26 protein-coding genes are annotated in these 22,820 nt (G+C 40.2%); 4 read left to right on the top strand and 22 right to left on the bottom strand.

The window, feature by feature from the left end; all coding sequences use genetic code 11:
* Positions 1 to 117 precede the first annotated feature (117 nt).
* The 15 genes from HUS62_RS14815 to HUS62_RS14885 all read right to left on the bottom strand — a co-directional run bounded on the left by HUS62_RS14815 (position 118) and on the right by HUS62_RS14885 (position 11,327).
* On the bottom strand, positions 118 to 393 hold the full coding sequence (locus HUS62_RS14815; protein WP_004586404.1) for an HU family DNA-binding protein: 276 nt from the start codon (positions 391 to 393) through the stop codon (positions 118 to 120).
* A 204-nt stretch (positions 394 to 597) separates the two neighbouring features.
* The gene (locus tag HUS62_RS14820) at positions 598 to 1,131 is read right to left on the bottom strand and encodes a DUF3833 domain-containing protein (protein ID WP_054562353.1); all 534 of its coding nucleotides are present in this window, start codon (positions 1,129 to 1,131) and stop codon (positions 598 to 600) included.
* Positions 1,124 to 1,621: a chalcone isomerase family protein gene (locus tag HUS62_RS14825; RefSeq protein ID WP_175080135.1), complete on the bottom strand. Its 498-nt coding sequence runs from the start codon at positions 1,619 to 1,621 to the stop codon at positions 1,124 to 1,126. The genes HUS62_RS14820 and HUS62_RS14825 overlap by 8 nt, the downstream gene beginning before the upstream one ends.
* Before the next feature lie 55 nt (positions 1,622 to 1,676).
* Positions 1,677 to 2,171: a DUF2878 family protein gene (locus HUS62_RS14830; RefSeq protein WP_175080136.1), complete on the bottom strand. Its 495-nt coding sequence runs from the start codon at positions 2,169 to 2,171 to the stop codon at positions 1,677 to 1,679.
* Complete coding sequence (locus HUS62_RS14835) at positions 2,149 to 3,411, bottom strand: cyclopropane-fatty-acyl-phospholipid synthase family protein (RefSeq protein WP_175080137.1); 1,263 nt, start codon at positions 3,409 to 3,411, stop codon at positions 2,149 to 2,151. Before HUS62_RS14835 ends, HUS62_RS14830 begins: the two co-directional genes overlap by 23 nt.
* A 4-nt stretch (positions 3,412 to 3,415) precedes the next feature.
* A complete protein-coding gene (locus tag HUS62_RS14840; RefSeq protein WP_175080138.1) occupies positions 3,416 to 4,165 on the bottom strand; it encodes a DUF1365 domain-containing protein in 750 nt (249 codons plus the stop codon).
* Positions 4,158 to 5,414 (bottom strand): NAD(P)/FAD-dependent oxidoreductase, encoded by a 1,257-nt coding sequence (locus HUS62_RS14845; protein ID WP_175080139.1) that lies wholly within the window; start codon positions 5,412 to 5,414, stop codon positions 4,158 to 4,160. The genes HUS62_RS14840 and HUS62_RS14845 overlap by 8 nt, the downstream gene beginning before the upstream one ends.
* Complete coding sequence (locus HUS62_RS14850; RefSeq protein WP_175080140.1) at positions 5,411 to 6,121, bottom strand: SDR family NAD(P)-dependent oxidoreductase; 711 nt, start codon at positions 6,119 to 6,121, stop codon at positions 5,411 to 5,413. Before HUS62_RS14850 ends, HUS62_RS14845 begins: the two co-directional genes overlap by 4 nt.
* A complete protein-coding gene (locus HUS62_RS14855; RefSeq protein WP_175080141.1) occupies positions 6,121 to 6,567 on the bottom strand; it encodes a nuclear transport factor 2 family protein in 447 nt (148 codons plus the stop codon). Before HUS62_RS14855 ends, HUS62_RS14850 begins: the two co-directional genes overlap by 1 nt.
* Position 6,568: 1 nt before the next feature.
* The gene (gene phrB, locus HUS62_RS14860) at positions 6,569 to 7,960 is read right to left on the bottom strand and encodes a deoxyribodipyrimidine photo-lyase (protein WP_175080142.1); all 1,392 of its coding nucleotides are present in this window, start codon (positions 7,958 to 7,960) and stop codon (positions 6,569 to 6,571) included.
* Entirely contained in the window at positions 7,960 to 8,913 is a 954-nt protein-coding gene (locus tag HUS62_RS14865) for a DUF523 and DUF1722 domain-containing protein (protein ID WP_058584142.1), read from the bottom strand. Before HUS62_RS14865 ends, phrB begins: the two co-directional genes overlap by 1 nt.
* Positions 8,914 to 8,923: 10 nt before the next feature.
* Positions 8,924 to 9,574, bottom strand: a complete 651-nt coding sequence (locus tag HUS62_RS14870) for a ChrR family anti-sigma-E factor (RefSeq protein ID WP_175080143.1) — start codon at positions 9,572 to 9,574, stop codon at positions 8,924 to 8,926.
* Complete coding sequence (locus HUS62_RS14875; RefSeq protein ID WP_063707542.1) at positions 9,567 to 10,190, bottom strand: sigma-70 family RNA polymerase sigma factor; 624 nt, start codon at positions 10,188 to 10,190, stop codon at positions 9,567 to 9,569. Before HUS62_RS14875 ends, HUS62_RS14870 begins: the two co-directional genes overlap by 8 nt.
* A gap of 62 nt (positions 10,191 to 10,252) precedes the next feature.
* Positions 10,253 to 10,831 (bottom strand): LON peptidase substrate-binding domain-containing protein, encoded by a 579-nt coding sequence (locus HUS62_RS14880; RefSeq protein ID WP_175080144.1) that lies wholly within the window; start codon positions 10,829 to 10,831, stop codon positions 10,253 to 10,255.
* A gap of 220 nt (positions 10,832 to 11,051) precedes the next feature.
* On the bottom strand, positions 11,052 to 11,327 hold the full coding sequence (locus HUS62_RS14885; RefSeq protein ID WP_175080145.1) for a hypothetical protein: 276 nt from the start codon (positions 11,325 to 11,327) through the stop codon (positions 11,052 to 11,054).
* A gap of 258 nt (positions 11,328 to 11,585) precedes the next feature.
* Between HUS62_RS14885 and HUS62_RS14890 the strand changes: the two genes are divergently transcribed.
* Positions 11,586 to 12,215, top strand: coding sequence for a hemolysin III family protein (locus HUS62_RS14890; RefSeq protein WP_175080146.1), 630 nt, complete (start codon positions 11,586 to 11,588; stop codon positions 12,213 to 12,215).
* Here the strand turns inward: HUS62_RS14890 and HUS62_RS14895 are convergent.
* Both HUS62_RS14895 and HUS62_RS14900 read right to left on the bottom strand, forming a co-directional pair.
* Entirely contained in the window at positions 12,212 to 12,520 is a 309-nt protein-coding gene (locus tag HUS62_RS14895; RefSeq protein WP_054562368.1) for an MGMT family protein, read from the bottom strand. The genes HUS62_RS14890 and HUS62_RS14895 overlap by 4 nt on opposite strands.
* Entirely contained in the window at positions 12,504 to 13,415 is a 912-nt protein-coding gene (locus tag HUS62_RS14900) for a LysR family transcriptional regulator (RefSeq protein WP_175080148.1), read from the bottom strand. Before HUS62_RS14900 ends, HUS62_RS14895 begins: the two co-directional genes overlap by 17 nt.
* Positions 13,416 to 13,532: 117 nt before the next feature.
* On the opposite strand from HUS62_RS14900, the gene HUS62_RS14905 reads away from it, so the two are divergent.
* On the top strand, positions 13,533 to 14,618 hold the full coding sequence (locus HUS62_RS14905) for an efflux RND transporter periplasmic adaptor subunit (protein ID WP_175080149.1): 1,086 nt from the start codon (positions 13,533 to 13,535) through the stop codon (positions 14,616 to 14,618).
* The gene (locus HUS62_RS14910; protein WP_175080150.1) at positions 14,618 to 17,689 is read left to right on the top strand and encodes an efflux RND transporter permease subunit; all 3,072 of its coding nucleotides are present in this window, start codon (positions 14,618 to 14,620) and stop codon (positions 17,687 to 17,689) included. The genes HUS62_RS14905 and HUS62_RS14910 overlap by 1 nt, the downstream gene beginning before the upstream one ends.
* 64 nt (positions 17,690 to 17,753) lie before the next feature.
* On the opposite strand, the gene HUS62_RS22910 is transcribed toward HUS62_RS14910, so the two are convergent.
* Positions 17,754 to 17,972, bottom strand: a complete 219-nt coding sequence (locus tag HUS62_RS22910; protein ID WP_220095042.1) for a hypothetical protein — start codon at positions 17,970 to 17,972, stop codon at positions 17,754 to 17,756.
* Positions 17,973 to 18,255: 283 nt separating this feature from the next.
* On the opposite strand from HUS62_RS22910, the gene HUS62_RS14915 reads away from it, so the two are divergent.
* A complete protein-coding gene (locus HUS62_RS14915) occupies positions 18,256 to 18,837 on the top strand; it encodes a hypothetical protein (RefSeq protein ID WP_175080151.1) in 582 nt (193 codons plus the stop codon).
* Between the two features lie 19 nt (positions 18,838 to 18,856).
* Here the strand turns inward: HUS62_RS14915 and HUS62_RS14920 are convergent, their stop codons facing one another.
* The 4 genes from HUS62_RS14920 to HUS62_RS14935 form a co-directional block, all read right to left on the bottom strand.
* On the bottom strand, positions 18,857 to 19,492 hold the full coding sequence (locus tag HUS62_RS14920; RefSeq protein WP_175080152.1) for an ERCC4 domain-containing protein: 636 nt from the start codon (positions 19,490 to 19,492) through the stop codon (positions 18,857 to 18,859).
* Positions 19,493 to 19,565: 73 nt separating this feature from the next.
* Positions 19,566 to 20,510 carry a 23S rRNA pseudouridine(2604) synthase RluF gene (gene rluF, locus HUS62_RS14925; RefSeq protein WP_175080153.1) on the bottom strand — a complete coding sequence of 315 codons (945 nt, stop codon included), beginning with the start codon at positions 20,508 to 20,510 and terminating at the stop codon, positions 19,566 to 19,568.
* A gap of 89 nt (positions 20,511 to 20,599) precedes the next feature.
* Positions 20,600 to 21,691, bottom strand: a complete 1,092-nt coding sequence (locus tag HUS62_RS14930; RefSeq protein WP_175080154.1) for an ABC transporter substrate-binding protein — start codon at positions 21,689 to 21,691, stop codon at positions 20,600 to 20,602.
* A gap of 43 nt (positions 21,692 to 21,734) precedes the next feature.
* On the bottom strand, positions 21,735 to 22,817 hold the full coding sequence (locus HUS62_RS14935) for a DUF418 domain-containing protein (protein ID WP_175080155.1): 1,083 nt from the start codon (positions 22,815 to 22,817) through the stop codon (positions 21,735 to 21,737).
* Positions 22,818 to 22,820: the final 3 nt, after the last annotated feature.

Below are 22,820 nucleotides of genomic sequence, written 5' to 3' on the forward strand. Positions count from 1 at the left end.
AGTTAGTTGCCTAACTACGGATTGTGCATGATCATTCTGATCGGTCAACTGATCAACTTCTTAACTGATCAGCATTAGGCTATAAGCCCTTTTTTCAATAATTAGTAAGTTACCCTATTAAGGATTAACTTGGTCTTTAAGACCTTTACCCGCTTTAAAGCTTGGGATAGTTGCTGCTGCGATTTGGATTTCTGCACCAGTTTGTGGGTTACGGCCAGTACGCGCTGCGCGCTCTTTTACTGAGAAAGTACCGAAACCAACTAATGCTACTGAGTTACCTTCTTTAAGAGAGCTAGTAACTGCTCCAGTGAATGCATCTAGTGCACGAGTTGCTGCCGCTTTTGAGATTTCTGCATCAGTAGCAATTTTTTCAACTAATTGAGCTTTATTCATTGTTAGATTCCTATTCGTTATTATTTTGCCTTCGCAAAACCTATCTTTATGCATTTTTGAGAAGTTAGCAACAGCAAATTGCTATTTTTACGTAATTTATTCAAAAATGACTACTATTTAACTATCAGTCACAAGGTTAGTGACATCAGTATTAATAAAGACTTAATTTAACTTCCATCACAAAATTTTATGATAGCTAAATCATCATTCAATTTTCTCGATAACCAAGGTAACTTCCCCGACCTCAAAGCCAAACTTATCAATAGCGGTACGGTTTATCAAGCGTGATTGTGTTACCAAGTACATCCAATCATCGAAGTTTACCACTAAAGTACTACCATCATATGGAAGCTCGACAGAATATGTCCAATGGAACACGCTTCCATTGCTCTCCCCCTTTGCTTCGCCAATCACATCTGATGCTGTCCCTGTGATACTGCCATCATCATTAATGGTTATGTACCAAACACGGGTTTGCGTTTCGCCATCATCATAAACAAATTGCTCGTCAATCACTCCCTGATTGCCGTTCCAAGATGCTTGCATGTCAACTACCAGCTTACGAGTTAACTCGCCCTTGTGGTCTTGCACAACGCCGTAGGCTTTGAGCTCACCACTAAAAAACTGCTTAAAGTCAAACTTAGGCTCTGTGCCTTGATAATAATCAACATCTGGCGCAGAGCAGCTGGTAATTAACAGTACCATAGCAAAAATAAAGAGTGCTTTGAGCTTAATCATGTTTCCCTCCAATAAGCTGTTTACGAAGTGATGGTTCAGACGTGTCGGCGCTTAGCCAAATTGCTAAGAAGTTGTCAGCGAATCTATTATCATCGATCTGACCTAGTTTTTTATCATTAAAGTAGAAAGTGCCGATCCCTTGCTCGTTGGTTTGAAACGACAACGAATCGTTTTTTTTGATATCAGGCCAAAGGGCTAATAATTGGTTATCGTAAGTACCTACCATGTCATTGAGCTTTAAATGTTGCCATTGCTCGTTGGTTGCTTTGACGATGTCTTTCGCATCGAAATCCCGCAAATAAGTAAGTGTAAGTTTGCTGGGGTGTTGGCCAAACTGATACGAACCCGATGGGGTCTCTAATTTAGCGTTATAAACATCCCAAAACAAATACTCCATTTTCGCTTGGCCAACCGTTTTAAAGCCATTTGCATACACGCCCGCAGAGAACAATAACGCAGCAAATAAACTTAAATTAAGTGACTGTTTCATCAAATAATCCTTAAAGTTGTGTTATCAAACACTACGAAAAACCACCTAAAACTGATCATTTAGCCGTTAAAAATCGCTTATTAATAGCGATAATAGCCATAAACATACTTGCCCAACCTAAGCCATACACAAGCCAAAACTGCCAAAGAACAAGCTCAGTATTAAGTACTTCAAAGCGCATTCCAGCGTAGTAACTAGCAGGAGCAAATAACACACAAACACCCCATGCAATATACCAAGGCAGCTTTTGTAGGAATTGCATCGAAGTATTAATGGTTAAAAGCAGTGCAGCCCAAAGTACAGCAAGCCATAAAGGAAAAGGGCTTACTTTAAAGGCAAGTAAATTTAAGCTGCTGGCAAGCCATTCATAGCCCAGTGCGAGAGGCAAGCCACATAAGAGTAGCCAACTATCTTGCTGGCGTTGCTTTGATAGATAAATCATCAAAGCGACAACAGCTAAAGCGGGTATCAGAGAGTTATGCTCAAGGAGTAAGGCCATAAACCAGACTCCTTGAAACAAAGCAAAATTAATAATCGAGCGCGATATCATCGCCTGAATGACCAAAACGAGGTTTACGGGCAACTAAATGCACAGTACTGATAGCACGGGTTCTAAACGCACCTTCACAGTAAGCTAAATAAAATAACCATAAACGATAGAATCGCTGGTCAAATTTGACTTTATCTATTTCAGGCCAGCTAGCGACAAAGCGCTCGCGCCAATCAGCCAGTGTTCTTGCATAGTGAACACCAATATCTTTTACACTATGCACAACCATGTCTGTTTGCTGCTTTATTTGCTTATTCATTTCGTCTAAACAAGGCAAACAGCCACCCGGGAAAATGTACTGCTGGATGAAATCGGAATTTTTAAGGTAGTGGCTGTAACGCTGATCAGCTATGGTGATTGCTTGAATAAGCATTGCACCACTGTCTTTTAGTAAAGACTGACATTTTGCAAAAAAGCCAGGCAAATACTCATGCCCAACAGCTTCAATCATTTCGATTGATACAAGCTTATCGTACTTGCCTTCTAAAAGACGATAATCCTGCTTTAATAACGTGATTTTATGCTCAAGGTTAAGCTCTTTGACCTTTTGTTCCACATAAGCATGTTGCTCGTCAGAAATGGTGGTCGTCGTTACATGGCAATCAAAATGCGTTGCGGCATAAATCGCAAAGGCGCCCCACCCTGTGCCAATCTCAATCACCGAATCACCTGGTTGTAAATCAACCTGCTCACAAATCAATGCTAGTTTGTGCTCTTGGGCCTGTTCAAGGCTAGCTTGTTTTGACGGGTAAACAGCGCATGAATACAACATTTCGTCACTTAAAAATGCACTGTATAAATCGTTGCCTAAATCATAGTGCGCCGCAATGTTCTTTTTTGAACCGCTTGCTGAGTTTTTATTTTTAATGTGATTAACTCGGTGCGCAATGCCGCTTAAGAAGGCGAATTTTTTCTCGAATGCATCTAGCTGTTCTTGATTAAGGGCAAATATTTCAATAAGTTTAGTGAGGTTGTCACAATCCCAATAGCCGAGAATATACGCCTCGCCGGCCCCCACACTGCCAGACAAAGCAAATGACTTATACATAGCAGCATCATTTACCGTGACTGTTGCGTGTAAATCACTTGTAATGTCACCGAATTGCTCCTTTTGATTACCCTCTTTTAGGGTAATGCAACCGACATTGATACTATTGAATGCACCTATTACCAGTTTTTTATAAAGCTTTGTCATCCAGCCGGTCGTTTGGGCTTGCGTTAAATTTGATACTTTTTCCATCACATCACCTAGTTGAATTCTCTTGTTTGCCCGAGTGGCCAATAAATGGCACACGTTTGCAAAACAACTTCAAAGCATGAAGGTAAATACCTTTAAAAATACTTAACGTCATAGCCGGAAACTGTTTAAGCACGGCACTAACCTGCTCTTTCGTGAGAGGGTGCTTTTGCAAACGCAGGGTTGCATCAAACAAAAGAGTGTCGTCTTTTTTATTTTCAATATGAATCATGGTGTTATCAGAATTCATTCTAATATGCCAATGATAGTTCATATCTAAGTTCATGAAAGGTGATACGGAGAAAACCTTTTTAAAGTTCACTTTTTTTTCAAGGGGTACGACATAATAATGACGCTCATTCCAAGGCGTATTGCTGACTTCAGCAAGCATGTGAGTGAACTCGCCATAACTAGTTTGAAAGAAGAAAAAATTAACCGGGCTAAAATAAATTCCTAAGCAGCGCACCTGTCCGAGCATAAAAACATGGGCAAATTCATCGTCAATGCCAAGCTCTTTAATTTTATTAAGTGCACGCTGTTTGAGTGGCAGCTGCATATCGGTTTGATAATTAAAATAGTCGCTCTGATTAAATTTGAGCGCCTTAAAGCCACTTAAGCCAAGCCAAGGATGAACACCATTAAGTTCATCAGGCTTAGCTAAATCAACCCACATCATATAAAGCGGGTACTTAAAGTGATGCTCTTTGACGGCAAAGCGCCTGTGGCGAACATCACCTACATATATGGCGCTATTCAAACTCGACTCCGAGTTGCTTTGCCACATTTACAGCACTTCTTACACCGTCTTCGTGGAAGCCGTTGTACCAGTACGCACCGCAAAAATAGCTATTATTTTTACCGTCAATAAGAGACTTTTGCTGCTGAGCGGCAATCGACTGTTTATTAAATACCGGATGATGATAAGTAAACTCACGCAGAATTCTGTCTTTTTTAATGCCTTCAAGGTGATTAAGCGTGACACAAAATTGCGTGTCGCTCTTAATGCCTTGCAAAATATTCATCTGATAAGTCACAACAGCAGCTTTGTCTGTGTTGTTATTTAACAGATAATTCCAGCTCGCCCATGCGGCTTTGCGTTTTGGTAGCAGTGTAGTATCAGTGTGTAGTACCACTGAGTTAGCCGTATAAGGTATCGCTGATAGAACACTTTTTTCGTCTTCAGTCGGATCTAATAACAGTTTTAATGCTTGATCTGAGTGGCAAGCAAACACAACTTTATCGAATGATTCACTGTGGCCATCATCAAAATGAACATGCACATTGTCATCTTTTCGAGATACCGAGCTGATATTACTATTTAAACGAATTTTATCAGCAAAACCTTGGATCATAGGTTTAATGTATTCGCGAGAGCCACCCGGAATAACATACCACTGCGGGCGATTAGTGATATCCAACAAACCGTGGTTATAAAAGAACTTAACAAAAAACTCTACGCCAACCTGCGCCATTTCTTTAATGCTTGTTGACCAAATAGCAGCGCCCATCGGCAAGATATAATGAAAACGGAAGAACTCGTTAAAATCATGCTCGTCTAAAAACTCACCTAGGGTTTGATTTTCCTTGTAATTTTGTTCAGCATGCAATGATTTACAGACATCATTAAAGCGAACAATGTCTTTTAAAAGTTTCCAGAATTTAGGGCGAAAGATATTGCGCTTTTGTGCGAACAAACTCCAAAAAGTATGGCCGTTATATTCAAAGCCGGTTTGTTCGTTATGCACACTAAAGCTCATTTGGGTTTTCTGACGCTCAACGCCCAAGCGCTTAAGTAGTTTTTCAAAATATGGGTAAGTTCGGTCGTTAAAGACAATAAAGCCTGTATCAACAGCGTACTCAACGCCATCAACTTTTACGTCTATGGTTGCAGTATGGCCACCTATGTAGTCGTTTTTCTCAAATACGGTTACATCGTAGTGCTTATGCAATAGGTGCGCACAGCTTAAACCCGCTATGCCAGATCCAATAACAGCCACTTTTTTCAACGTGATAATCCTTTTGCAAGCTTCAGCCAAAGTGGCGTAGGAAGCATTCTTAAAAATTTTAAAATGAAGGTAAAACGGTGCGGAAAGTGCACTTCTTTGCGCCTTTTCGCGACCCCTTTATAAATATAATTTGCCGCTTTTTCTGCACTCACAGCCATAGGCATTGGAAAGTCATTTTTGTCTGTAAGCGGCGTTTTAACAAAACCTGGGTGAACTAAAGTGACATCGATATCTTTTAAATCAACCGCTAAGCTATTAGCTAAATAACTTACACCGGCTTTAGACGCACCATATGCTTGGCTGCGTGGTAAGGGTAAATAAGTCACACTAGAGCTTACGATCACCAGCTGACCACCGGGCTTTATTTTTGGTAATAACGCCTCCAGGCAATAGCCCATACTGAGCAAGTTGGTCGTGATCACCCGCTCAAACAAACTGCTGTCAAAATTGCGAGCATCATCAATGTATTCACAATTGCCAGCATTTAGAATAACCCGGTCAAATTGTGTATAAGTCACTGTGCTCGAACGAATATCTTGAAGGTCGGTTGCGTCAAACTGGCAAGACTCTATATTTTGATGCTGGCTCAATTTAGCAAGCTTTTCTGTATTTCTACCGCATGCAATGACCTGTTCATTATTGTCTGCATAAAGCTTTGCTAATGACTCGCCAATACCTGAGGTTGCACCTGTAATTAATGTCGTCATTATGCACTCGCTCTTTTATCGATGTATTTCACAGCCGAGCCAAGCACTGGAATATGCCTGTAGAGCATAGCACCTACGTCAAAATAATCGCGATGATTGATTATTTTATCGCCAGCAAATTTTAAACGGCTATGACCCGCAACCGAGATTGCTTGGCCTTTATTGAGCTTTGGATGGCGATAATGCATGGTCCAATAAATAAACGCGATGTCATCTTTGCTCTGAATATTTTCAGTCACATAGCTGTCTTCGATAGCAAATTCACAAGAAAGCACATTGGCATAGAGGTTTTTGAAATAGTCACGCAGCTCCCCAAGACCATTTACCGCATGCAAAGGATCTGCAAACTGGATATCTGGGTGATAAATTTCATCCAGTAACTGTAAATTGTCTTTATTGAGTGATTGATAAACACTAATAAACCTATCAAGGATCGCCTTGTCCATGTCACACCTTAAATGCGTTTAGCGCTCGCTCTCGCGCGGCTTTATGATCAACAATTGCTGGCCAATAACTGCTCGACTTACCCTGTTTCGCTAAATAATCATGCGGAAAATGGATTTGTTTGGCAGGTATTTTTTCCAGCTCTGGTAAATATTTACGGATAAATTCACCATCTGGATCAAATCGCTCGCTTTGGGTGATAGGATTAAAAATTCGAAAATACGGTTGAGCATCACACCCCGTACTTGCAGCCCATTGCCAGCCACCGTTGTTAGAGGCAAGGTCGCCGTCTATAAGATGCTGCATGAAAAAGCGTTCGCCTTTACGCCAATCAATTAATAAGTGCTTGGTTAAAAAGCTCGCGACTACCATGCGTAAACGGTTATGCATCCAGCCAGTTTGCAGTAGTTGCCTCATTGCAGCATCAACTAATGGATAGCCTGTTTTACCTTCGCACCATGCTTTAAAGTCGCTGTCATCATCACGCCACTTCACGGCGTTGTATTTCTCATTAAAGTTATCGTATTTATTTAGGTTCGGATAAATCGCGATAAGATGGCGGTAAAATTCACGCCAAATCAGTTCGTTAACCCAACAAAATAAGTTACTTTTACTACTGCGTAGTACATCAGGGTGGCGCTGTTGGATCAGTGCCAATAATTGATGAACGCTAATAATGCCAAGTGCTAAGTAAGGGCTTAAACCTGAGGTGCCTTTAATGCTTGGGATATCTCGTTGGTCTTGATATGTTGCGAGTTTTTCTTCAATAAAGCGCGCGCAAACGTGGCTGAGCGTTTCATCATCTGCAGGCCACTTTTCTGAGCTTCCGTCTGAGGCTAATAACTCACTTGGCTGCCACTCAATGGGTTCGAACATCTTAGGCGGCTCAGCAAAATAAAAGTGGGTGTCTTGATAAACTTTTAGCCATGCATTTTTAAATGGCGTGAATACTTTAAACATTTCGCCGCTTTGATTTTTGATGCTTCCCGGTGGCGCAATTACATCGCCATCGTATGCGTAAAAAGCAATCCCTTTACTATCAGCGTGCTGTAAAAAGGCTTTATCTCGGTTTACTTCATTAAGCTCATATTCGTTGTTAGCGTATACATTTTTTACTTGATGTTGCTCGCAAAATGACGCTAATTTTTCAACACAACCGGCGTAATCAGCTGCATCAATAATATGTAATTCAATGCCTTTGCTAGCTAAAAGCTCCCCCAAGAAGCTAAGCCTACGCTTTAATAAATCTAGCTGGATAGCAGCCACAACATGCTTTTGCCATTGCTTTTCAGTAATAAAAAATACCGCATTTCTGCAACCATTTTCGATTGCCTGATACAAAGCGTCGTTATTAAAAAGGCGCAGATCGCGCCTAAACCAAAATAATGTATTCATTAAATTCCGTAGCGTAGTTTTAATTCGTTCGGATAGGGGTCAAGATACACTTGCTTAGCAAGATACTCGTTTGGATGCACTTTTAAATGATGCTTAATTAGCGTAAGTGGTACGTAAAGTGGCACTAACCCTTGGCGATATTCATCGATGGCATCACGTAGTTCTTGCTTTTCAACCTTAGAAAGTGATTTCTTAAAGTAACCTTGCAAGTGCATTAATGTATTAGCGTTATTTTTACGTGAAGCTGGTTTTTTAAGGGCTGTCATTAACCCTAAAATATATTCATCAGCCAAAGTTTGGATATCTTCGCCATCAAAAGTGCCAAGTAGGTTTCCTAAACTACGGTAAGCTTCGTAGTTATGTGCCATCAATAAGTACTTATATTGGGCATGAAACTGAGTCAATCTATGTACTGTGAGTGGTTGCTCGCTTAGTGTTTGCCAGTGCTTGTAGGTATAAACACGCATTACAAAGTTTTCGCGAAGATGCATATCATTTAAACGACCGTTTTCTTCGCATGGTAACAATGGGTTATGTGCCATTATTTGCTCTGCAAAAAAACCCACCCCTTCTGAAGTATTGCCTGTACCCGCTTCGTTGTAGATTTTAATACGTTCCATACCGCAACTAGGACTTTTAGCGCAAAACACAAAGCCGCTTAATTCTGCAGTTTGTTCTGTCGCAACACGCTTACCGTATTCTGTTAATTTAGGGCCAACATCGCCTGTGCCATCTGGGCGGCACACTTTAATAGTATCGCCAACACGCACTTGACGAATAGTTGGTCGAGGGATTGGTAGCCCTACCGCTACTTCAGGACAAAACTTTTTATATTCAACATGGTTAGCCAACTCATCCATGCAAAAATTAGATTTTTTGTGCCCGCTATCAAAGCGAACCTTGTCGCCTGCTAAGCAGGCGCTTAAACCAATTTTAATTGTCGATTGCTGCATATAAACTCTACTAATAGATAAGATTTCCAATTGGGTTCAGTAATTTACTAATACCTTTATTGAAGTGTAGGGCACTACTAACAACTGTAAAGCACAAGCACCCTTCAATCGTTTTTGGTGTGTGATTGTGACGACCATCTAACATCATAAAGTCACCTGGTACATAATGTCCGTCTTCATCACTAAACTCCCCATCTAATAATAATGTGAGCTCAAATCCAGTATGTGTGTGCTCAGGTATTTCACCACCCGCATCAATATGAAGCAGGCTTGCTCGTAATGGGCCATCCTCTAAATCAATACGAGAGCGGGCAAGTTTACCTATTTGCATAAAGTTACTGTGGCCAATACGCGTAAGTGCTCTAGGCAAAGTGTAGGTTTTATCTTTAACATCAACCAACACCTGTTCTTGCTCGTAAACTTCATCAATTGATTCATCAGCGGTGATGGCATCAAAAAGAGTTTTATCGAACATATCATCCAGGTCGCTAGCTGATTCAGTAAATACATTGTCAGCGTTTTTTGCTTCAAGCGCAGCGAGTTCTTTTTGACACACAGGGCACATTTCAACATGAATAGCGACTGCAACACTCAAAGTGGCAGGTAGATTACCTTCACTGAACTTGGCAAGTAATTCGTTGCTAGGATGGTGCTTAATCATGGTGATCTCCCATTTCATTGCGTAACTTCTGCAAGGCTAAGCGAAGACGAGATTTCACTGTGCCTACGGGAATATTTAAATGCTCAGCAAGCTGTTCTTGCGACATATCTTGAAAGTACACCCCGCGGACAACTTCACGTTGCGCAAGCGGTAATTTATCAAGGTATTGTTTAATCTGTTTATCTTCTAAGTGGTCACTAAATTCGTGCTGGCCCGGCTCGGCTTCATCAATCAATGGCCAGATATCTTCACTAATACACTCTTCTTTACTGCTCTTCATTTTTCTTAGCATATCGAAAGAGGCATTGCGCATTACTGTATATACCCAGGTTGTCGCCGCCCCTTTTTCTTTGTGATAAAGATGAGCTTTACGCCAAACTGAGGTTAGTGTTTCTTGAACTAATTCCATCGCTTGCGCTTCAGAACCGAATTGTTTGATCCCAAAACGTTTTATTTTTGGCGAAAAATATTGGAACAGCACTGCAAACGCACGTTTATCACGGTGCGCAGCAACAGCAAATAAGGCATCAGCAAGCTCTTTGCTTGGTGTATCTGGCATGGCAGAGTATTGACCTGTGTTAGGTTTACAACCTGTTTGAAGTTGTTGACTTACCATCTTTGTGTCATCCAATTATTGTCGTAAAAACTTATACGCCAAAAAGTTGATGTGAGATCACATTAATCAGTAAATTCGTTGTTAATTAGAGTATGGAGGAAACTTAGCAAGTTTTCAAAATTAGATTTAAAGGCAAGTTGTTGTTTTTTAACTAATGAAATAGGCAAAATTTCAAGCCAGCGGGCAACAACCCAAGCAAGGTTATCGAATTGTGGGGTTTTATATAGACCTGCTAAATCAGGCTGATTTGCAAATACAGCACGAAGTGTGTCACTCAATAAAGTGTTTTCGTCATTAATTGGCGTGCTTACGTACCATGAAGGTGACGTAATTATTTCGATGTCAGCATGTCGAAGTTGCTGCTTATCCTGAAAAGCGTTATGCATAGACACTGCATGCTCAGCATATACATCAATTAGTAATTGACCATTATCATCTTGATTGAAGTCGGTTATTTGCACTAAACAACCAATTTCGGGCAAGTTAAGATCTGTATCGTGTTGGTAAGTGCACAGCACAAAACCAGTGTTATCTTGTACAGCTTCTTTGACCATCGTTAAGTAACGCTGCTCAAAAATTCTTAGCTTGGTGAACCCTTCAGGTAAAATAAAAACCGGTAAAGGAAAAATCGCACGCTTCATAAAGTCTACTATTCTAAAACCACATGCCTTTAATTACGTGCGCTTTTAATCCGCCGATCAATATTTCATGAAATCTTAATATCTACTTTGTACCTTAGAAGTTGAACCATTGTGCAACGTTACGAAATAATTCGATTGATGCATATGCACTGAGTAAACTCAAAACCGGTGCAACCATAAGTAAAAATAAGCTGATTTCACTACTCATTGTCTTGTTTCCTTACTGCTTGTTTGTTGCTTTAGGAGCTTGAGCAACTTTTAACTCTTCTTTAGAAGCAATTGCATCTTCACTCATGTAAGTATCTAGTAACTTTTGAGCATCAAACTCAATGCTGTTCATTACGCTTTCCTTCAGCTCGTTACTCGCTTGTTGAACATAGCTTTTAACAGATTGTGTAATTGTGTTGCTGATATCTAATTCAAAGTCAGTAGCACTTGCTTGAGTTGACCCTAATACAAGTAACGCAGCAGTAGTTAATTTAAGTGAGTTATTCATAGTGGTATTCCTTGTCTCTTTAAGTAATTAGTCGTAATTACTTAATCAAAGGTTGTGCCACCCTGAAAATAAATTTTAAATTATTGATTTTTAATATTTTAATTATTAATTGGTTTTTTAACCTTATTCAGGGTTGGTTAATAAAACCAATAGATTTAAATGTTTTGACCAACATTTAGTGAAAAAATAAGCATTGTCAATTTCAGCGCACACTTGTACACTGAAACTGTTTTATTCACTCATTTTTAGTAGATAGATATGACAGAGCAACTCCCTTATTCACGCCAAGAAGAACAACTTAACGTGCTTACTCACGGCATGGGAGTACTGTTTGCGGTATATGTACTGTGGGACTTAATTTCACAATCTAACGCTGTGTCAGCTACGGTAAGTGCCATCGTGTATGGCTCAAGCCTACTGGTATTATTTTTAGCCTCGACCTTATATCACACCAGTACCAGAGAGCGTATACGAGCCATTTATAAAAAATGTGACCACTGTGCGATTTACTTGCTTATTGCAGGTACCTACACGCCTTATTTGGTTATTTCGTTATCTGGGGCTTGGGCAATTGCTGCTTTAGTGTTTATTTGGTCTTTAGCGCTTGGTGGTGTTGCATATAAATTACTGGTCAAAAACACGAATAAAAAAGTCTCGCTCGCTACCTATTTATTAATGGGCTGGTTTGCATTAGCACTTGTTTATCCACTTTATTTGAACCTTGATTTAAGCGCTTTATGGTGGCTGCTAGCTGGCGGGATTGCCTACAGTTTAGGCACCGTGTTTTACAGCGCTAAAACCCGCCATTACAGCCATGCAATTTGGCATGTATTTGTGCTAGTTGGCTGTGTTTGTCACTACTTATCAATTAGTTTGTATGTGTATTAGTCCCATTGATGCAGGCGCATATTAATTTTAGCCTTATTAAAAGTAACACCTTCACTGAGTAGTTTTTGTCGTTGCTCAAGGTGTTTATTGCTACCTTCTGGAAACGATATTTTACCTTGGCTATTAACCACCCGATGCCATGGAATGCTTGAGCCCTCGGGCATCACTTTTAATAACCGCCCCACTAGTCTTGAATTATTAGGGTATCCCGCAAGCTTTGCTACTTGCCCATAACTGGCAACTTTCCCCTCTGGAATGGCACAAATAATGGTATAAATTAAATCTTCTTTAGTTGCCTGCTGCACGACTCGACTCCAAATACTGTTTACTGACCTCGCTAAAATCCTGCCAAATAGCTCTTGCAACAGGGCCATGATGAACTGAGTGCTGTCTAAATACACGAATTTCTGCGCCAAACTGGTGTTCACGATCGATAATTTTAATTTGTTGTAATAAACCAGCATCGATTTCCGCTTGGCAATGTTGCAAACTGATCATTGCCCAGCCCGCACCAGAGAGTAAGAACGACTTAACACTGGTTATATCGTCTATTTTCATTAATGCGGAGCCTAGCGTATAAGAAAGCCTATCACTGTCAAAACTCAAGTCGCTTTCAAACATGGCCAAACACGGATAGTTTTGAATATCAGCAAAGCTGATTTCAATGGGCACTACATCAGGCGCGCTAACTATACCTATATCAAATTTACCAATCGGTAAACTTTCGAGATCCCCTGTTGCATGAAACAAATCAAACCAAGGGCCAATTCCCAAATCAGCCTGATGACTATTAACCTGCTCTAGAGATACAAAGCGCTTACCTGAAGAAATACTAAACTCAGTACTAGCAAAACGTTTGAAGGTTTGGCTGATCACTTGGTTATAACTGTTTTGATGGCAAAGTTGCTCGTAACAAATTTTATAATTGGCTTCATTACCTAGTGCCAGCTCTTTAGCAAGTGAGCTTAACTCACTGTTTGCATTAAGTAATTGCTTGGCCTCACGATAAAAAATACGGCCCTTCTCAGTTAAATGTAACCTGTATTGGCTTCGGTCTAGTAACTCAAACCCTAGCTCTGATTCTAGCTTCTTAATAGCTAACGTGAGCGCTGGTTGAGTCTTATGCAATTTAAGTGCAGCTTGGCTCAAACTAGTGCTTTGCACAATAGCATCAAGAATGATTAATTGATTTAAATTCATTAATGGCAAACTATATAAATAAAATTTATGCTGTTTCTAAAATTTAATAATTTTTATTTTATATCTTTGCAGCGTATCCTGCAGCAAATTTATGCTTTCTTATCTATGGAGAAGACAATGAGATTGGCAACCGCCGCGTTAATGAGCAGCATGTTATTGCTTCTTGCGGCATGTTCAGAGCAAGCACAGCAAGTTGAAGTAGAGCCGGTAGTACGTCCTGTTAAACTTTTTAATATTGGCAATAATTCAGAGCAAAGCATTCGCAGCTTTCCTGCTGAAGTGGTTGCTAACCAAGGTTCCTATCTCGCTTTTAGAGTAAATGGTGAGTTACTTGAGTTCCCTGCACTTGCGGGCCAACACGTTGAAAAGGGAGAGCTTTTAGCAAAACTGGATCCTGAAGATTTTCAACTGCAGTACGAAGAACGTAAAGCACGCTTTGAACTTGCTGCGTCTCAACTTGAGCGTGTGCAAAAGCTTTTTAACCGCTCTATTGCCAGTCAATCTGAGTTAGACCAAGCCCTTGCCAATAAACAGGTTGCTGAGTCAGCGCTAAAAATTGCCAAAACCAACCTTGATAATAGTGAATTACGCGCGCCGTTCGCCGGTACTGTGGCAAAGGTATTTGTGAAAAACTTTGAAAATATTCAAGCAAAACAAAACATCCTTCGCCTTGAAACTCGCGATCTAATGGATGTGGTTATTCAAGTGCCTGAAAAGCTCATTGCACGTATCGATAAAGACGTACATTACCAACCAGAAGTTGTATTTGATGGTTACCCAAACAAGTCATATCAATTAACAGTTAAAGAGTTTGATACCCAAGCCGACCCAATTACTTTAACGTATAAAGTTGTGTTTTCATTGCCTGTGCCAGAAGACTTTAACCTACTTGCCGGTATGACTGGCCGCGTTGATATAGATTTAAGCAAAATCACTAGCTCACAGTCACCTTATACATTACTGCCTGTTGAGGCGGTATTCTCTGAGCCTACTGAGTCTGAAAACAACAACAGCTATGTGTGGCTGTATGACGAAAACACCGGTTTAGTGCACAAGCAAGCTGTTGAAGTTGGCCAGTTACATCGTGATGGCATTGAAGTACTTTCAGATATTAAACAAGGCCAAATCGTTGTGGCTGCTGGCGTGCACTTTTTAGAAGAAGGCATGAAAGTGCGTCCATGGCAAAAAGAGCGAGGCTTATAATGAGCTTTGCAGCACTTGCTATTGAAAGAAAAGTCATTAGCTGGATGTTCGCGCTGTTTTTACTGATTGGTGGAACCGTCGCTTACTTTGGCTTAGGACAACTAGAAGATCCTGAATTCACCCTAAAAAAAGCCATGGTGATCACCCTTTATCCGGGCGCGTCACCACAGCAGGTTGAAGAAGAAGTCACCTTCCCTATTGAAAATGCAATTCAACAGCTACCGTATGTTGATTACGTAACCAGTATTTCATCACCGGGTAAATCGCAAATTACCGTCGAGATGAAAAGCAATTATCGTAAACAAGACTTACGTCAAATATGGGACGAGTTGCGTCGGAAAATTAACGATCAAGCATCGTCGATGCCCTCTGGTGTTTATCCTAGTAAAATTATGGATGACTTTGGTGATGTATACGGAGTGATGTATGCAGTCACTGGTGATGGTTATTCTTACGATGAGCTTAAAGATTACGTTGATTATTTAAAACGTGAACTGGTTTTAGTTGATGGCGTTAGTAAAGTAACCGTGGGTGGTGAGCAACAAGCACAAGTCATGGTTGAGATTTCAACCCGCAAACTTGCCCAATTAGGTATTTCGCCTAATCGTATTTATCAGCTTTTACAAACTCAAAATAGCGTGTCGAACGCAGGTAAAGTCCGCGTTGGCGATGAATCAATTCGCTTACACCCAACCGGTGAATTTAAAGACGTAAAAGAGCTCGAAAACTTACTTATTTCTAAGCCAGGTGAAAATGAGCTTATTTACTTAGGTGATGTTGCTACCGTTTTTCGTGAGTACGCCGAAGTCCCTAACAATATTATTCGCTATAACCAACAGCAAGCATTACTGGTTGGCGTGTCATTTAGCACAGGCGTTAACGTTGTTGATGTAGGCGCAAATATTGATGCCCACCTAGCGTCACTAGAATATCAACGACCACATGGTATGGAAATAAACAGCGTTTATAACCAACCTGCTGAAGTAGAAAAGTCAGTAAGTGGCTTTATTATCAGCCTACTTGAAGCCGTTGCTATTGTTATTATCGTGCTTTTAGTCTTCATGGGCTTTAAGAGCGGTGTATTGATCGGTGTAATACTCCTACTGACCGTACTAGGTACCTTCATTTTCATGAAGTTGTTTGCTATTGATTTACAGCGGATCTCATTAGGTGCCTTGATTATAGCCTTAGGGATGCTGGTTGATAATGCCATTGTCGTAACCGAAGGCATATTAATTAACCTCAAGCGCGGACAAACAAAACTGCAAGCGGCGACTAATATTGTTAATCAAACCAAGTGGCCATTACTGGGGGCTACGGTTATTGCTATTACTGCCTTTGCGCCGATTGGCTTGAGTTCAGATGCCAGTGGTGAGTTTGCTGGCAGCTTGTTCTGGGTGTTGTTTATTTCATTGTTACTAAGCTGGATCACAGCTATTACTTTAACGCCTTTCTTCGCTGATTTAATGTTTAAGCAAGCCACTGAAAAACAGCCGCATCACGATGAAGACCCTTATCAAGGTGTTATTTTTAATGTTTATAAAGGCGTGTTACATACAGCAATGCGGTACCGTAAAACCACGCTACTGCTGATGGTGATCCTGCTTGTTAGCTCAGTTTATGGCTTTAAATTTATCAAGCAGTCGTTCTTTCCTGCATCGAATACTCCTATGTTTTATGTCGATTATTGGCATACACAAGGCGCAGATATTCATACCACTATGGATGGTGTTGCAAAGCTCGAAAAATTCTTACAAGCCGACCCATTAGTTGAAGAAATAACCACAACGGTTGGTCAAGGTGCACCGCGTTTCATGCTGACTTACGCACCTGAAAAATCATACCCAGCTTATGGGCAATTGATTATTCGAGTAAAAGACCGCGACGCTGTTACAACCATGATCAAAAAAGTACGCGATTACCAACATGAACATGTACTTGATGCTCAGCTTAAAGTTAAACGTATGGAAATTGGCCCATCAACAGATGCAAAAATTGAAGCGCGTTTTTCTGGTGCTGATCCTGTGGTACTTCGCCAGTTAGCAAAAGAGGCGAAAGACATTCTGCATCAAGATGCGGGGGCATTTAATATTCGTGACGATTGGCGTGCTCGCTCAAAGTTAATTCGTCCGCAATTTAACGAGCAAAAAGCCCGTCGTTTAGGAATTGCCAAATCTGACCTTGATCAACTGCTGTTGACTAGCTTATCGGGTAAACAAGTAGGCGTTTATAAAGACGGCACACAAATGCTGCCAATTATTGCTCGCTCACCTGCTGAAGAGCGCTTAAACGTTGAAAGCCTGCGAGACTTACAAATTTACAGCCCAGTGTTAGGTGTGTTTGTACCGGTGACACAAGTGGTTGATGACTTTGTTGTTGAGTGGGAAGACAGCTTGATCATGCGACGTGATCGTAAGCGTACCATCACTGTAATGGCCGACCACGATGTCATTGGCGATGAAACTCCAGCGAAGCTGTTTGCACGTGTTCGCAAAGACATTGAAGCTATTGAACTACCACGTGGTTATGAATTGCAATGGGGCGGCGAATATGAATCGTCAACAGATGCGCAAAAAGCTATTTTCGGTTCATTACCTCTTGGTTACTTAGCCATGTTCGCAATCACAGTGTTACTGTTCAATTCAGTTAAAAAGCCTTTAGTGATTTGGGCAACAGTGCCACTAGCCATTGTGGGTGTATCAGCTGGTTTATTACTAATGAATGCAGCATTTAGCTTTATGGCCCTGCTTGGCTTACTGAGCTTAAGTGGCATGCTCATCAAAAACGGCATTGTATTAGTTGATCAAATTAACCTTGAACTCGATAGCGGCAAAGACCCTTACAAAGCAGTGTTTGACTCTGGTGTAAGCCGTGTTCGCCCTGTAGCGATGGCCGCAATTACTACTATCTTAGGCATGATCCCACTGCTCTTTGACGTGTTCTTCCAGTCAATGGCGGTAACCATTATGTTTGGTCTTGGTTTTGCGACAGTGCTAACACTGATTGTTGTGCCTGTACTTTATACCATGCTGTTTAAGATCAAAGTACCTAAACAGCGTCACGCTAATTAATACAGATTGACTCTCAACCAAAAGCCCTATCAGCAAACTGTTAGGGCTTTTTCTTTATTACCTATTATTTTAAAAGGTAATAAAATCCTCCACAGCCAACAAATAAAAATAAGCAACACCAAAAATAAAAACGCACTGGTTTTTGGTGCTTATAGATGGTGGTAATGCTCCCTGTATAACTTCGGCTACCTACACGAATTTTATCCGTTAATAACCCCAACACCCCATAACCAACAAACAATAGGGATGCAATAAAGATAAATGCATTCTGATAAGTAGCCATTGATAACCCAGTTTATTAGTCGTGCAAAATTGGTCAGCTATTGATTATTAACTTATTTATTATTCTCGGTAAAGTCGAATGCCGAGCTCGCCTGTGCCTAGCATAAATTTTTGTTATTTCAGGTGGGTGTTTAGTTACTTTTAAAGTGGGTGTCTATTTAAAGTGGGTGTCCATTTTTGATGTTCTGGTTGTGGTTTTAAATAAAGTGAGTGTCTATTTAATGATTAACCTATCAGCTTGTGTGCTAACCTATTGCTGCTGATTTAATACTTGAAGGATTAAGATGTTTAGAAATGGTTTTTACTTATTGATTGCAATATTCAGTGGTACTTTAAGCGCCAATGAAAATACATACTATCAGCATGAGTCTAATGTAGCTTTTCACGTTGCCGTTGAAAGTTTATCTGATGCTGTTTTAGCAATTGAAGGACAAAATGGATTGATATTTAACTCAAGATGGATTTTTGGGGAAATAGGCATACCAATAGCAGATATTTGTGAAGGGCAACAATCACCCGATTTTGAGCTCGGGTGTGATTCTGTTTCAAGCCCTACTGTTGAATCTCATTACGACTTTCCACAAAACAGTCAGATTGTTCTTTATTTTAGACCTAACTTGATTGTGAATGGACTCAAATTGATTGAAGCAAGTGTTAAAAACAATGAAGTAGCACTATTACTATTTGAAGATGACAATACAAAAGAGCTGTTCATTGTAAACAAACATAAACTTAACAATATTATCGAGAAAAAACTCTCTAAAAAAGAATTTAAACTAGCAGGGGACCTTCTGGAAGATGATGCCATTGCCCCTCAAAAAGGGGAAGGTTGCACCCTGCATCAATTAAAACTTGGATGTAACTAGTGTAATTAGTTGCCAGTGTTTAAGAGATAAGTGAAACAATTTTTTTCGCTTTACTATCACCCATTCCTTTTACTGCTGATAACTGCTCTATGTCAGCACATAAAACGTTTTTAACTGACCCAAAATGTGCAAGTAAACGCCTCGCAAGTACAGGACCTACATTTGGTAGACCTTGTAAAATAAAGAGCTGTTTTCCTTTTTTTGATTTTGGCCGACGGCCATAACGTGCTAAAGGCTCTTTGAAAGATTTCGCATGTTGATTAGCAGCAAAAACCATCAAAGATACAGATTCATCTGCTGTTGACGAACGCAGAATAGAAATACCATAAACCAGTGTAAGTGTGACTAGAGCACCCAAAATAGCATGGCGATGAATTTTATAACTTGCAATCTGATGGGCTTGTCCTTCAATCAAAATAGCTGTTTTATAACCCGATTTAGGAAGGCGTGAGGCCGGACTAAAAAGGCGACCAGACACTAAAGATTCGACCAAATCACAAATGTGCTTTCTCTCTATTAACAACCAATCATCGACTAAGTAGTCGCCTGTTTTCAAACGAGTAATATGTGACTCTACATTGCAATTTTGTTCTAAAATAACAAGTAAATTACTGTGTCGTTCACGATCATCGACAAGGATTTTAATTTTACTCATCACTACACCCACTAACTGTATATAATCACAGTATAGTAAGAGATAATCAAAAACTCATTATTGTCTACGATTTTTACTTTTTCAGACTTAATGTACCTGTGCGCTTAGTACTGCTACGTTTCGTTTGATTTGGTTTTGATGAATGAGAATTGCCAGCCTTTGCTCTTGATTGACCTTGTTTGGCATCACTGCGTGCTTTTTTTACGTATTTAGAAAAGTCGCGCTTTTTTTCTTCTTCATTGCGTGGCTTTTGTTTAGCACGAGCTTGGGTTGGTTGTTTGTTTTCATCAATCGAACGCTCTTCCGTTTTACCTGAGTCGGCAATTGAGTTATTGATCTCAGCCATTTCTTGTTCGGTTAAGTGACGCCACTGCCCTACTTTTAAACCCTTTAGGGTCACGTTCATAATTCGTGTGCGCTTTAGTGTCACCACTTCATAACCTAAATATTCGCACATACGACGTATTTGGCGGTTTAAGCCTTGTGTTAGTACAATGGTAAATTGCTGCGGGCCGGTTTGTTTAACTTTACACTTTTTAGTAACGGTATCGAGGATAGGAATACCGTTTGCCATCTTATTCACGAACTGGCGATTAAGTGGCTTATCAACCGTCACTACGTATTCTTTTTCATGATTATTACCAGCGCGAAGAATTTTATTAACGATGTCGCCTTCGTTAGTTAAGAAAATTAAGCCTTCTGAAGGTCTATCCAAGCGTCCGATTGGGAAAATACGCTCTGGGTAATTAACGGCTTTAACAATATTGCTTTGGATTTTTCGCTCAGTCGTACATGTAATACCAACAGGTTTGTTATAGGCAATATAAACCAGCTTAGGCTTTGCTTTTAAAGGTTTGCCATCTATAAGTACATCATCGGCTTCACTAACTTTTACGCCCATTTCAGGCAAGCTGCCGTTAACAGTAACACGACCTTCTTCAATATATTTATCTGCCTCACGGCGTGAACAAAAACCTGTTTCACTGATAAATTTATTTAATCGCTTTAACTCTGTCATGGCACACTTCTGTCTGGATTTTAAAGCCGCTAGTTTATACCAGAAGCCTTTACCAAGCTAGGTAGAATCTAGGCTCTTTGACTACACTTTTAGTGTAGTGCTGCGTTTTTGGGCTTTTCGCTCAATACACTATGTAGCGTATCAAAATCGAAGGCGTACTCAGTGCTTTTGCTGTTTTGCAGTAAGAAGGTTTCAAAAGGGATAACCGACCAATCTTTGATGTTTCTTAGCCAGCTGTAACTTTGAATATTTTGCTTTGTGATCACCCCAAGCTGAAACTTAATCTCATCGTGATTTTGCCAATAAGGGTTGCCATTATGATGATCGACCACGCTAATTAAAGCCCATGCTCCCATCATAAAATGCCCGCCAACACTGGCTGTGAGTTTTTGTTGTTCTATTAAGTCTAAATTATCATCAAGCCAATCAATGCCACCAATGAAATAGGCTTTATCTTTTTTAACTTTTACTGCTTCTAGGGCACCTTGCGCCATCAAATCAGACGCACACCAAATCACATTCGTATCTGGGTATCGTTGTAATAATCGGCTTACTTTATTCTCGGCTTCTTGCTTATTCCAACTGGCATACACAACTTGCTCAAGCTCAACATCTTGTTTTCGTAAATAATGAACAAGGCCGTCACTACGGGTGTCTGACTCTGTGCCATAATGACCATTAATCGCAACAAAGTGAGGCGTTTGTTTTGTATTTACCGCCTCATCAAGTAAGGCTTTGCCAAGTTGCTCACCCGCTTTGAAGTTATCGTGAAATACTTCACCTAACCAATACTTAAAGCGCTGACGGGGTTTACCCACTTCGTCACGCTCTACGCCAACAATCGTTTCTTCAAGGGTGATAAAATTCACTTTATGTTGTTCAAGCAAGCTCATTGACTGCTCTGCACCACCTGGGTAATTGATTAAAATTGCGTAATCAGGTTTGGGCTTATATTGCAGGTATTGTTTGAGTTCGGCTAATTGAATGTGGCGGTTTCCACCGCCATAAATTGTTGTGAGAGAAACATTATTTTGCTTGGCAGCAACCTGCATCACATTAGCCACTTTTTGCCAAAACAAATCAGTTTTAACTGAGGGGTTAACTAACAGCACAGAGAGTTGCTCGCCAGCATAAAGTGGTGAACAGCAAAGCAATGTAAAAACCAACAAGCAAACTCGCATTACCACTCCGCTTTGTTTTTCTTTGATTGTAGTATACGAGGAATTATCTAGACAATTTTCGCCAAATTAATTCACACGGACCATGTGTAAAATACTGACTATACACTTTACAAAAAAACAATTGAAAAACAAGCACAACAGCAATGACCAACCAATAATCTATGCGATCAAAATTAAGTGCTGCGGTTGGGTATGCGACTTTAAAAAACAGAATAAAAATCACTGTTTGCATTAGATATAGCGTTAATGACATGCGACCGGCTTGCTGTAACAGCAACCAGTTACTAGGGGAATTTTTAACTATTTTCACAATGATGTGGCAATAACAAATGGCCATAGCTAAAGCTGCCAGCCAATTAATTGGTTCAGCAACCGCGTACATGAATACACTTTGGTCAGGCTCTATCATCAACCTTAGAGCCGTTAAACTTATCGCTGCAGCAGTAATCAACTTAAGCTGAGAGTGTGTTAAACCTTGAACAAATACCCCTTGTTTATATAAATAAACACCCACCAGCATTAACCCTGCAGCCATCCACATTGTGATGAGTGGCACAGCAATAAGCATTATTATAAAAATCAAAAAGTTACTGACAAACCCTGCAAAATAAGAAGAATAAGCCGCGTCATATGCCATTAAAAAACTCTCAGAGCTTCTCGTTACAGGGCTAAACTCTGGCTCTATAAAGGAGAGTAAAAATGAAATGAAGGCACCAAGAAGTAAAAACAGCATGCCCATACGCAGTATTTTTTCGTCATCTTGCTGGCTAAATTTAAGCGTTAACCAGCCTGCACAAGAATAAATAAACAAAATATCGCCAGCCCACAATAAAAAACCATGGGCAAGGCCTATAAAAGCCAAAACTTTTAGTCGCCTATGTTGCTTCTCGACGCCTTGCCAAAGCTGCCATTGAATAACTAAAGACGCACCAAATAACAAGCAAAAAAGGCTCCTAAAGCGCCCATCAATAAAAGCAGTATTAAAAATGTGAATTAGTGAATCTGAAAATGGTGGTGTAGCACTTGGGGTATAATCGTACTCGAACACGGCAAAAGTGTAGATATTCATAAACATCAAGCCGAGTACTGCAATACCCCGTAAAACATCCATATTTATATTGCGCATAAA

The sequence above is a fragment of the Pseudoalteromonas sp. 0303 genome (assembly GCF_013349995.1).
Classification (GTDB): Bacteria; Pseudomonadota; Gammaproteobacteria; order Enterobacterales; family Alteromonadaceae; genus Pseudoalteromonas.